Annotated in this window: 8 protein-coding genes; 3 read left to right on the top strand and 5 right to left on the bottom strand. The window is 50.5% G+C overall.

The annotated features are described in order from the left end of the window. Positions 1-127 precede the first annotated feature (127 nt). Positions 128-1,870 (bottom strand): glycosyl hydrolase family 18 protein, encoded by a 1,743-nt coding sequence (locus MW898_RS05985; RefSeq protein ID WP_248905457.1) that lies wholly within the window; start codon positions 1,868-1,870, stop codon positions 128-130. 605 nt (positions 1,871-2,475) lie between these two features. Next, the gene (locus MW898_RS05990; protein WP_248905458.1) at positions 2,476-4,407 is read right to left on the bottom strand and encodes an alkaline phosphatase D family protein; all 1,932 of its coding nucleotides are present in this window, start codon (positions 4,405-4,407) and stop codon (positions 2,476-2,478) included. 570 nt (positions 4,408-4,977) lie between these two features. On the opposite strand from MW898_RS05990, the gene MW898_RS05995 reads away from it, so the two are divergent. Beyond that, a complete protein-coding gene (locus tag MW898_RS05995) occupies positions 4,978-6,219 on the top strand; it encodes a carboxylate--amine ligase (RefSeq protein ID WP_248905459.1) in 1,242 nt (413 codons plus the stop codon). A gap of 1,235 nt (positions 6,220-7,454) precedes the next feature. Here the strand turns inward: MW898_RS05995 and MW898_RS06000 are convergent. Next, positions 7,455-7,622: a hypothetical protein gene (locus MW898_RS06000; RefSeq protein ID WP_248905460.1), complete on the bottom strand. Its 168-nt coding sequence runs from the start codon at positions 7,620-7,622 to the stop codon at positions 7,455-7,457. A gap of 74 nt (positions 7,623-7,696) precedes the next feature. Then, positions 7,697-8,386, bottom strand: coding sequence for an SDR family NAD(P)-dependent oxidoreductase (locus tag MW898_RS06005; RefSeq protein ID WP_248905461.1), 690 nt, complete (start codon positions 8,384-8,386; stop codon positions 7,697-7,699). A 186-nt stretch (positions 8,387-8,572) separates the two neighbouring features. Here MW898_RS06005 and MW898_RS06010 point away from each other — a divergent pair, with 186 nt between their 5' ends. Both MW898_RS06010 and MW898_RS06015 read left to right on the top strand, forming a co-directional pair. Continuing rightward, on the top strand, positions 8,573-9,349 hold the full coding sequence (locus MW898_RS06010; protein ID WP_248905462.1) for an IclR family transcriptional regulator: 777 nt from the start codon (positions 8,573-8,575) through the stop codon (positions 9,347-9,349). Between the two features lie 1,523 nt (positions 9,350-10,872). Beyond that, the gene (locus MW898_RS06015) at positions 10,873-11,694 is read left to right on the top strand and encodes an IS5 family transposase (RefSeq protein WP_248905464.1); all 822 of its coding nucleotides are present in this window, start codon (positions 10,873-10,875) and stop codon (positions 11,692-11,694) included. Between the two features lie 41 nt (positions 11,695-11,735). Here the strand turns inward: MW898_RS06015 and MW898_RS06020 are convergent, their stop codons facing one another. Continuing rightward, the gene (locus MW898_RS06020; RefSeq protein ID WP_248905466.1) at positions 11,736-11,999 is read right to left on the bottom strand and encodes a thioredoxin domain-containing protein; all 264 of its coding nucleotides are present in this window, start codon (positions 11,997-11,999) and stop codon (positions 11,736-11,738) included. Positions 12,000-12,001 lie beyond the last annotated feature (2 nt).

The following is a 12,001-nucleotide window of genomic DNA, read 5'->3' on the forward strand; positions in this document are numbered from 1 at the left end:
ATACCCGCCAGTTCTCTCACGATTCGATCGTTCTTGCCCGCTCAGTGTGTCTATCGAATTTCCATCCCATCTCGACCTCTGATTTCGATCGGCACGCGTGGAGTGATTTTCTGTCGCGCGTCACCGATCACAGCAGTGTGTTGTTGAGCCTCGTCAGTAGGGTGTGATCGACCGTATCGTGTGAGAGTGCCCAGATCATCGTGCCGCCGTAGTTGCTGTCCGAGAGCCATGTCATCTTCTCCTCGATCGTTTGGGGTGTCTCGTGACTGAGCACGAGAGACTGATCCGTGTTGTAACTCCACGCGCTAACGGCAGTGTCGTCGTACATGGTCTCCCACCCTGGCTGTGAGAGATCAACCTGACTCGTTGCGCGCTCTCCACCAGATGTTGCGATGTCCCAGTAGTCGTAGATACCGCTCGTTTCCGTGTCCGGGGGGAACGACCCGCTCCCAGTTCCACTAAACGGTTGGTACAGTCCGTCGTTGGTGCTATTCCCCGAGCCGTCTGGAGCTTGGACGCTAGCAAAGCTTCGGCCGTAGAACGGCGTGGCCATGTTGAGTTGAGATGGATCCCAGCCGTTGTCGACGTAGTACTGTAAACCAGACTCGATGTTCCAATCCGCAGCGTTCTCGTTCGGATTGTTCGGGTTCTGGTGCAGTGGTGACTGATGGGCCGAATAGTCGTCCCATGCGCCCGCGTAATCGAACGTCATGATGGAGGCAAAATCGAGCAGGTTCGAGAGCTGCCCGTGTTCGAGTCCGTCGTTCCCCTCGTGGATCCCCTCAGCAGTCAAAGGATCTGCCGTCAGGGCCACACTGAGATGATAGTCTTTTCCATCGTCTGCACCGGCCGCATCTAGCGCAGAGCGACACTCTTCGAGCAAGAGCGTAAAGCGGTGCTGATCACCAGCTCTCACTGTATTGCCTGATTTGCCACCTCCCCCAGGGTACTCCCAATCGATATCGACTCCGTCGACACCGGCCTCTCGGATGATGCGAACGCACTCATCAGCGAACGTTTTGCGGCTCGATTGGGTGTTTGCGGCGTCAGAGAAGTTCCCCGAATCGTTCCATCCACCGATTGAGATGAGACACGTGACGTCCGTGTTTGAGGCGATGTCTCCAAAGGATGTCACGTCATGGTAGGACTGTGGAAACAAGAATCGCTGAGCGTAGGTATCGCCCAATCCCGAGATGCTCCCATCTGATTCGGGTTTCATGAACGCATACTGCAGGTGGGTGACCTTGTCTGTTGGAATATCCGCCGGTACGTAGTCACGCGCGTATTGTGCCCACTGCATCCAGTAGCCCACGACCCGGTTACTAGTTGTCCCCCCACCGCCGTCGGTCTGCACGGAGACCGTGGCTGAGTTCGATGCAGTTGCGCCTGCATCGTCCGTGACAGTGAGCGTCACCAGATAGTCGCCGGCAGTGGTGTAGGTGTGGGTGGCCGTCTGTCCGGTGGTGTCGGTAGTGCCGTCACTGGTGAAATCCCATTCGTAGCTGTTGACCAAGCCGTCGGCATCAGAGGAGCCTGATGCGTCGAATGATACCTGTTGCTCCGGTGCTGGTGATGCTGGCGAGGTAGTGAACGATGCAGTTGGGGCTTCATTATCTCCACCTCCACTGCCACAATCGCCGATCTTCACCCAAACACTATCACTGGTGTCCGGTTCGTTGGCCTGTGTCCACCACTGCGCTTCCCAGAGTGCGTCGTTGTACACAACCTGTTCGCCCTCCGTGTAGGCGACGTCTGACTGCCACTGCGTGATTCCGCTGCAGTCTGCTGCCGCTGCGAATCCACTCGTTCCGAGTGTCAATGCTGGAAGTGTCGATGCCTTGCGTAGTATGCTGCGTCGTGTGAGCTTCATTGTGTTTTGTTTGTCTGTCGTCGGGCACTGATCTCTGTTAGTGCGTGCCTCATACGTCGTCTCTCGACTGCTGATAGCGGTTGCTACGGCTGACCGCTATTGATGGCGGTGGTTGTCGTTTCACTACGACTTTTGCTGAATTGCGTACGATACTCTCTCTTCTAGAGAGTTACTCTAATACAATATATTACCACCATATAATAATTTCTGAAGTTTATAGACTATTTTCTAAGAGGCAGTTTTAGGAACAAAACTCAACGCACCGATATCGTCGTGGATCGTACCCCCATCAATAATTTCCGTGTCGTTCCACCAGTGGTGCGGGGAGTAGATCGAATCTCTCTGGTCGTCGTTGATTCGATTACTGTCAGTAACCATTATTTACATGTGGTAGTTAGTATGAATATGATGCAGATTTCAATGTCAGATACAACAGACAGAGAGGTTGCAGACGGAGCGTATCTAACTGATGAGATGGATGGTGGTAAAATGACAACGGCAGGTTGACAGCGGCAGCACGTCTGTGTGCTGGTTAGCAGCCAGACGTATCGAGTCTGGCGACACAGCCAGTGGCTTGCGACGGACAACTATTGGAACGTGTGAATTCAGCTCGGTGGGTACGTCTCCTGATCGAGGATAACTTTCTCATCATTGGCGATGACAACTGTATCCGGATTGCTATTGTTGAGAACTGCGCCGGTAAATCCGGTGTAGACGGTTGTGTGGGTGTCTTCGCCGCTTCCATTTCGGACAGTGATTGTCGCATCCGGCCCGAGAGCAATGTCGCTGAATGTGTAGTTCTGTCCATGTCCTCCTTCGAAGCTGAGAATGAACTCCGAAAGATCGATTTCTGTATCACCAGTGTTCTGTAGTGTGATGAACTCTCCGTTGAGATTCTCTCCGTCACTTCCTGGTGCGTTTGCTTGAATTTCAGTGATTTCGATGGCTTCCCCTTCGGGTCGTTCGGAAATCAGTTGCGCCCCCGGATTTCCGGCTTCAGTCATAAAGGACGCAAGGGTGTTCACCGGGGCATTTGGATACGTGACAGCAGAGACAACGCGGTAGTCGGTCTGCCACTGCTCTGGTGTGAGCGTACAGCGCACGTATCCTCGATTGTTGTTGAAGAACCGACGATGCGGCTCGTTTGGAGTACCACCATAGTCGGTTATCCCGGAGCCGTCCCCAGAGGAGCTGATTGAGGTGCCAACGTACTCGGTACCGACGATTTCTGAGTCAGGATTCGAGAAGTCGGCTTTGATATTATACACGTAGTTCCGGTGGACATCGCCGGTGATCACGATGGGATTCAGATCTGACTGTTGGGCCATGAAATCACGAACAGTGTCTCGATCGGCTCGATAGCCATCCCATTTATCTCCAGCTCCGAAATTCTCAACGTCCGGGTCGGGATTTTCATCCGTTGCCGAGAACGGGACCTGTTGTGCCAGGACATTCCATTGAGACTCGGAACGAGCGAGTCCATCAATCAACCAGTCCTCTTGAACATTTCCAAGAAGTGTCCGATTTGGATCGCTCGCTTCCTCAGTGGATGACGTTTGATCGGAGCGGTACTGGCGAGTGTCAAGGACATTGAATTCGACGAGATCTCCGAACGTGAATCGCCGATAGAGTGGGAGATCGGGTCCCGTCGGCATTCTCGAAGGACGTAGCGGCATGTGTTCGAAGTACGCTTGGTAGGCGTTTGCACGCCGCTCTAGAAAATGCTCTGGTGGAACGTCGTTCTCTGAAACCTCATCAGCGTAGTTGTTTTCGACTTCGTGATCGTCCCACGTGACGAGCCACGGGAACGCGGCGTGAGCATCTTGAAGGTTTTCATCGGTCTTATAGAGCGCGTGGCGGAGACGATACTGTTCGAGTGTATTGGTCTCTGTATTGAATCGACGAGGAATCTCTGTGCTGCGCTCGCCAGTGCTCGGTGAAATCGGATACTCGTAGATGTAGTCTCCGAGATGAATCACCAGATCGAGGTCGTCTGCTGCCATGTGCTCATAGGCAGTGTAGTAGCCGGACGGCCACGACTGACACGACGCGAATGCGAAACTAAAACTATCTGGACTCGTTTCAGGTGCGGGTGCAGTCTTCGTTTGTCCGATAGGGCTGTATTTATTTCCGGCTTGGAATTGATAGTAATACTCTGTGTTATCTTCGAGTCCTTCAACGTCGACGTGGACCGAATGCGCCCATTGTGGGGTGGCGAACGTCACTCCACGCGTGACGACATTGTTCATCCCCTCGTCGGTAGCGATCTCATAGAGTACCGGTACAGGGAGATCGGGCATCCCTCCATTGGGTTCGAGCGGTTCTGGCGCGAGTCGAGTCCAGAGGACGACTGAATCAGGGAGCGGATCTCCCGAGGCGATTCCCAGTGTAAACGGGTCATCACTAAACCGCTTTGGTGCCCGATTAGCTGCTTTCGCTCGGTCACTGAGTGCGATCCCAGAAGCGCCGAGTGTGGCCATTCCACCGAGTGCACGGAGGAAGGTGCGTCGTTTCGTAGTTGGCAGATCTGTTGTCATGCTGTTTGCTTCACTAGTTGACTGGGCGCTAACAACATAATTTCATCCTCTGTAGAATATATTAGTTAATGTATTGCATTTAGATTGATATACTGGATCTGGATGATTGGTTTTTATACTTCTGTGACGAAAGGGGAATAATCACTCCGAGAGAAACAGGCAGATCAATGGTATCGGATCAGATCAAATCAATTAGTTATTCGTCTGCGTTCGAAAAATGATGCGTACATAACACAGCCCGTGATTGACGTGGGAGCACGCTCGAAACACCATCCGGTCAAGTCCCATTCTGGTGGATGCGGATACACACTCATCTGATTCTTCGTCGGCTGTGTGTCTCCTACGGTCGGCTTTCGATTGGTCATCAGCGTCGGTAGGGTGAATCAATAATTCCTTGCTCAAGGTCGTTTCTTCGTGCGGTATGCTATGTCCAGTCAGGAGTAATCTCTCTATTACAAAGTTGCATCCCGGACAACACATTGCGTTACCAGGAGAGGTCGTACCGAGAGTAATTCACGAGCGAACAGCGAGTGATCGCGGCCAAATCCGGAAAAATAAGGGTTACCACTCATGAATGGTGTTCTTGTCCTCGACAGCAATGGGCAGTCGGCCCTCAGTATCGTTCGGTCGCTTGGCAGACACGGCGTCCGTGTCACTGCCGGAGCGGATCGGCGGTTTGCGCTCGGGCCGATGTCGAAGTATGCGACGGACGTGTACATCCACCCAGACCCGGATGACGACTGTTATGCCTTTATCGACCATCTCCGAGCGTACTTGGCTGATAATGACTACTTCGCAGTCGTTCCGGTCACGGACAAAACGACGGCGCTATTGTCTCGGCATAAAGCCGAACTCGAACGAACGGGCACAATTGTTGCCGCCGAGGACTGGGAGACGTTCTCGCTTGTGTATAACAAGGCGAACACGTTCGATCTTGCTGCGGAGCTCGATGTTCCGACCCCCACGACATTCACGCTGGAGTCGCCGGCTAAGATCGATCACATTAGGGATGATCTGACGTATCCTGCGGTGATTAAATCACGGAGCAAGAGCATATGGACTGCAAATGGGACCCACAAGCTGAGTCGCGTCGGTGAGTCCCATTACGTCCGCTCGCCGGATGAACTTCTATCGACCTACAAGACACTCCACGCATCGAACGACGCGTTTGAGGAGAATCCACCGATAGTTCAAGAATATGTCCCTGGGGAGACTCAGACGACTGTTGTCTTGGCTGACGAGGGCGAAATCCTTGCACATTTCCAGGAACGACGGCTGCGGACTGATCCGCCAAGCGGGGGGAACTCGACGCTTCTCGATGGAGTCCAGAACCAGCGAATGTACGGATATGCACAATCACTAATTGAGTTACTGGGATGGACCGGGCCAGCACAGGTCGAGTTCATGAAACAACCTGATGGCGAATTCCAGCTCATTGAAATAAATGGTCGCTACTGGGGATCGCTCCCACTCGCGATGAACAGCGGCGTTGACTTCCCGTGGCTTCACTACCGACTGTTGCGTGGCGAGCGCCCAGAGCCGGTGGAAAGCTATCGAACGGATATTGTTCAGCGTCGCCTGCTGTACGGGGATCTTAACTGGCTCCATCACCGGCTCGTGGAAGGTGACTTTCGTGCGTTCGGGCCATTTTTCCGGTCATTTATTGGCCCAAAGCACACGTTCGTTTCCATTGATGACCCGCAACCTACCGCTGTCGCGCTCTTGCAAGCAGTCGAGCTTGGAGCTGGACAACTGATCGATACACTTCGACTGAAGACACGAATACGGCGGAACCTAATAAATCCGACGTGACCACCACACAGAAGACAAAACAACGCATTGTGTGCAACTGATTTCACGGTATCCATCTGCAAGGGAGATGATGACCGTCCATATGTCTGTACGGATGTCCTACTCGGACTGTATTTTATATTGTGAGCAGTCGTTTTGACCGGTCAATCAGAGCCCTGTCGGTCACAGAGTGTCAGGGAAGATATTTTCATCGTCTAATTACCGAAACTCGAGAGTCGTCGCCTTGATACCACCTATTGATCATTTCTATCGACATGGTTCACACTGACGGTAAGCATCCAACTGTTACACTCGATTATGTTGTCGATGAATAAGATAAGCCTATTTTCGACGTACGAAGAGCACATTCTTTTCATACACTAGAAACACATGTGAATGAGTACTGTGGTTACTGATTGCGTGTTCAGGATGCCGAGACTGAACAATATCTCGACGATGCAACAACATCTCGAATCAGATTTACAAGAGCCGACACGCATGCCGAAGTATGGGTTGTAAACTGTAAGTCAGATTTCCAACTTACATCTGAAATGGAAATATATAGAAGTAAATACTCATTACTGCTGAAAATCGACCACATTGGCATTAATTCTGTGTTCTAGCGTAGTCGCTTCTGCGAGCAATCCAATACTCTCAAGACTCCTATAGACGACGAACTCCCATACCTTCTGATGTGTGGAAATCACCACACTCCGCAATCATCGAAGCGATTCATCGATGAAACAAGCAGTATCAACATCAACTGGAATCGTCTCCGTTTAGTCTTGTTTTGATGGTGGTCTCTAAATGTGTCCGTACGAACCGTGCCAACTGCTTGTAACAGCCCAGTATGACACATCCGTCGTCAAACCTCTTGAATACGGCTGTTTTCCGATCTCAGGTGGTGACTCGTAGTGATTTGGACTCACCGATTACGAACGAACGTTAGTAGAGCTACCCTTGAGTTGTTATGGACCAACAATAATGAGCGGATATTTCTGCTCTATTACCAATACTATTGAACATTTGATATGATGTATGGTTTCATAGACACGAGGTTTGTAGTGGCCAACTCCAATCTTGACTTTGGTCAAAATACGGTGAATCTCGCTATTGCGATGTTTGGAACTGACGATCAGCCATTTTGGTATCTATGACGATGGTATCAATTCACAGCAACTGTGTTGTGGTGTCTCAGAGGAGACGCTCGTCTCGGGTCCCGTTACGGTGTTCTGCTGAGTGATTGCAATCAACTTCTAACCGTTCGCCGTAAGGTGGACAGCGTCGTGGGCGCCGTGTGGTTCGATGAGCACAACCTCTGCCTCGAACGGTGGATCATCGCTCCCGATAACAAAGTGGTCAGGATGTTTCAGGGCACAATGGATGCCAGTGGAGTTTGCACGAAAGCGGCCAAAGCGATTCACAATTAGAACGTCACGAAATATTCAGCACCCCCGCTGAAAGGATAGTGGTTCGTAATGGAAGTGTGACTGTTCTCTCAGGCTGTCGCTCCTCCATCAATATGGATAATCTCTCCAGATACATATTCCGACACGTCCGATGCGAGAAACAACGCCACGTTACTCACATCATCCAAGGTTCCCAATCGATCGAGTGGGATGTTCTCCGCCCGATCCGTGACCCACGATGGGTCCTCTTCTCGGACCGTCTCGTTCATCGATGTTTTCGTCGTCCCTGGAGCGATCGCGTTTACGGACACACCGTGAGGTCCATACTCGACGGCGAGTTGCTTAACGAGCGTGTTAACGCCACCTTTGCTTGCACAGTACGCGGGTAGATTCTCAACCCCACGAGATCCTGCTTCTGATGTAATGTGGACGAGCGAACCCCCAGTTTCCATCAGAGACGGAAGCACTGCCTTGCTCAGGCGAAGTGACCCGAGGAGATTGACGTCGACGACGGCCTTCAAGTCCCGCTCGGACGCTTTGTGAAGTGGTCCTCGCGTGAGTACTCCTGCGCTGTTTACCACGACATCAAGATCGTCGAACTCACCGGTCGCAGTAGCGACGGCCTCTTCAATCGAGTCTATATCACGGACATCGCACTCAATTGGAAGGCAGTTCTCGCCTCGGTTCGTGGCGATTTCTTCGAGATCATCCTTCGAGCGCGCCGCGATAGCGACATCAGCGCCGTTATCGAGGTAGGTGTTGGCGATCGAGCGTCCCATACCTCTGCTTGCACCCACGATCAGTGCATGCGTATTCGATAAGTTACACTGCATTACAGTCGGGTTGACTGTACCGACGCTCATAACTGTGGGTGGTCGTCATCACGACACCTCACTCGCACACTGTGTGACGATGAGTGAGTCGAGAGCCTACCAATATATTATTCAGCAGTAGCATTCACAAACATGGACAAAATTTCAACAAATGACGATTCAGGGAATTCGATCAAATCTGTTGAAACAGGATTCAAAATAATTGAATACCTCCATGACGTCGAAGTGGCAACCGCGACAGAGGTAAGCAACGAGCTTGACCTACCTCTCAGCACAGCTCACGTTTATCTGAAAACATTAGAGCAAATCGGATACGTCGTCTGCGAGAGCCAGAACTACCGAATTGGACTTCGATTTCTGCATCACGGCGGAGTCGCCCGACACAAACTCCGGATCTACCAAATAGCAAAGCACGAAATCTCTGATCTCTCTGAAAAAACACAAGAAGTCGCCAATCTGGGAGTCGAGGAGAATGGACAACGGGTCCTTTTACAGAAAGCCGAAGCTCCCGAGGGGGTATACGACAACCCACCGATCGGACAATTTACGAATATGCACTGGACAGCCCTCGGAAAAGCGATGTTGTCGACGATGTCGCCTGAACAAGTGGAGAAGATCGTAAGCGTACACGGTCTTCCCAAAGCGACAGAAAACACAATCACGACACTCGATACCCTCGTTGAGGAGCTGGATAGAACTCGTGAGCGTGGATACTCGATCGAGGACGAAGAGCGACGGCGAAGAATTCGGGCTATTGGCATCCCGATAGAGATATCTGACGGCGTGTCATCCACAAGCGCTATATCGGTTTCAGGACCTCGCAGTCGAATCCAGAAGAAAGAAGACGAGATAATTGATGCGTTGTACAACACTGCTAACGTGATAGGACTCAAATGCAATCATTATTGAGGTAAGTTCAATGCTTTTGGAGTCAACGAATGGGTTGTCTAAATTACGAATGTACGCCTGTAATCGACATTTGCAGTTTCAGCAGGAGAGACGTCAGAACAGCCCACCGAAGCAGCAGTACAGAACGGATGGATTGTATTGTTGATAACGTTTGCGTGCTCGCCACGTGAACAATCATTAATTACTATGTTTTGGTAGGCCCACATGCATCGCAAGTGGCGTATATCCACACATGATTAGAAGCAGTGAACTTCTAATTGTTTTCATCTATTGGAAGAATACAGTTCGACGACACTGAGTGATTTCCCTTGATTCAGTCCTCGTTCGATAGACTCTGAATCGATATCAAAGAGTTTTAACAGTCAACGAGGACAGATATTACAATCGTACCTTCGTAATGGTTCGGAAAACTGGAACTCTTCACGAAGAGACAGTTGTCGCCACGACAGCTGTTTCTATCAATCTGACTATATCATTCACACGCTCTATTGTAGATAATAAGTAAAAGTATCTACTCGACACGGGAGAAACCACGACTAACACCACAATGGAAATTCTACTGCGCAGAGTTTCCTCTGTCAGCGAAAGCGCTCACTGTACCAACTATTAGCGTCGGTTTCGACCACTGACAATGACTCAACTCCGGCTGCTGCATGGCACTTTCACGGAGGATACGTGGTCGATCGATATCCATCTCCCTCGAAGTAATTTTCCGTGTGAGCAGACGTAGTAATGTATGAATCAGTCCGAATCCCAGTCTATTGCTATTCTTGATCGTTAGCTGTAAGATACGAGTTTGATATAAGTCCAGATCCGACTAATTCGTCATCGGGTGGTTGTCGGTGGATTCGTATCTAATGGATTTCTTGAGAATATTGTGACTGAACGACGCGTACGATAATCGATTTATCGAACCATGCTAGACACGAGAATAGATGGAGAGAAGGGTAGTTGCCTGCCTGAAGATGAGTGATCACTTCTATCCCTCACGATACTAATGATTAGATATTTTCATTCTATACTTCGATCTACCATCTCATATTTTTCTATTCGGGATTAAAAGAACAGACTATAATCATTAATGAGGCGTCACGAAGGTTGTAGATCTTGTGCTAGAGCCTTGTTCCGTGTGAACTCGTGAATTCTCAAGGAAGATCGGACGCTGCTGATCGATCAGGCGATAAACGGTCTGTATCCCCTGTGAGTACCGGGAACGTAGTTGAAAGTAGTTTAAATGAATCTTGATATAGTGAACGGAATTCACAAATGGTCTCACTGTGCAACATCACTCGAAACACTGAGTGAACGCTATAGCACCGGCGAGATTATAGCAAGTGACTGGGCAGAGAGATGTACTCGTGACCGAACGTACTCTGACAGCGTCGCCAACAAGACTATGTTAGCCACCGCTCTCGCGGGAGCTTCTTTTGAGTACAGCGGTCGAGCCTATCGACAGCTTTTGATTATAGTAGACTCTGTTGAAATCCTTAGTGAGTTACAGGTTCAGTCGGTAGTTTGAGTAGATGCAGACCCTCCCAAAGTCTCGGTTGCTCCGGTTTGTCGAGGAAGCATTTCAGTTAGCGCAACGTGCCGTAGCTCGATACTCCTCGAAGTTCTCGAAGCAACGCTACACGCTCCATCAGCACATCGTTCTCCTCTGTCTCAAGGTTCGGAAGAACACGACCTATCGTATACTCCTCGACGAACTCATTGAAATGCCCCGTATTCGGAACGCGATCAATCTCACTGAACTGCCTGCCCCATCAACACTGTGCAAAGCGTTCGATAGACTCGATATGGCTGTCTGGCGAGTGCTGCTCAAACTCTCTGTTTCACTGCTCCCGACCAACGGCGTTGCGGGGATTGATGCTTCGGGATTCGACCGCAGTCACGCCTCGAAACACTACACGAAACGAGCCAAACTCACGATTCAGCAACTCAAAGTAACACTGTTAGTCGATTCCAAAGTGAATGCTGTCCTTGATTTACACGTGACGACGACACGAAAACACGATAGCCAGATCGCTCCGTCGTTGATCAAACGAAACCCTGAGACTATCGACATCCTGCTCGGGGACAAAGGGTACGACGACCAGAAAATCAGACGGCTTGCCCGTCAACACGAGATACGTCCACTAATTAAGCATCGTGAGTTCACATCGCTTCACAAGGCATGGAACGCACGCTTAGACGCCGACCTCTACGGCCAACGGAGTCAATCAGAGACAGTCAACTCAACGCTCAAGCGGAAGTACGGCGCGTTCGTCCGTTCACGACGCTGGTGGAAACAGTTCCGTGAACTCGCTCTTGCGTGTATCGTCCACAATCTTGACCAAGCAATCTAACGACCAGTGCAGGTGGTGGAGGTAGCGTTCTATGTGGTCCGTTAAACGAGAGCACTCAACTGTTCCTCTATGGTTTCTTTTTGCTGGAATCCAGTCATCTGTGTCTGTACTTCACCATTACCCAGAATGACCAGTGTCGGGACGGCCTGTACGCTATACTCGTTCACAGTTTCAGTCTCCTCTTCTATATCGACGTGCGAGAACTCTACATCCTCGTATTCTTCATCAAGTTCGTCCAAAATTGGACGCAGTTGTTTGCACGGGCCACACCACTCTGCACGGAAACCAATTACTTCGACAGACATTC

The organism is Halocatena marina (genome assembly GCF_023276375.1).
GTDB lineage: Archaea > Halobacteriota > Halobacteria > Halobacteriales > Haloarculaceae > Halocatena > Halocatena marina.

Bases quoted from the DNA above. Each gene is read 5' to 3' on its own strand.
- MW898_RS06005 (WP_248905461.1), bottom strand. From the start codon at position 8,386: ATGGGACGCTCGATCGCCAACACCTACCTCGATAACGGCGCTGATGTC.
- MW898_RS05995 (WP_248905459.1), top strand. From the start codon at position 4,978: ATGAATGGTGTTCTTGTCCTCGACAGCAATGGGCAGTCGGCCCTCAGT.
- MW898_RS06015 (WP_248905464.1), top strand. From the start codon at position 10,873: ATGCAGACCCTCCCAAAGTCTCGGTTGCTCCGGTTTGTCGAGGAAGCA.
- MW898_RS06010 (WP_248905462.1), top strand. From the start codon at position 8,573: ATGGACAAAATTTCAACAAATGACGATTCAGGGAATTCGATCAAATCT.
- MW898_RS05985 (WP_248905457.1), bottom strand. From the start codon at position 1,870: ATGAAGCTCACACGACGCAGCATACTACGCAAGGCATCGACACTTCCA.
- MW898_RS05990 (WP_248905458.1), bottom strand. From the start codon at position 4,407: ATGACAACAGATCTGCCAACTACGAAACGACGCACCTTCCTCCGTGCA.
- MW898_RS06020 (WP_248905466.1), bottom strand. From the start codon at position 11,999: ATGTCTGTCGAAGTAATTGGTTTCCGTGCAGAGTGGTGTGGCCCGTGC.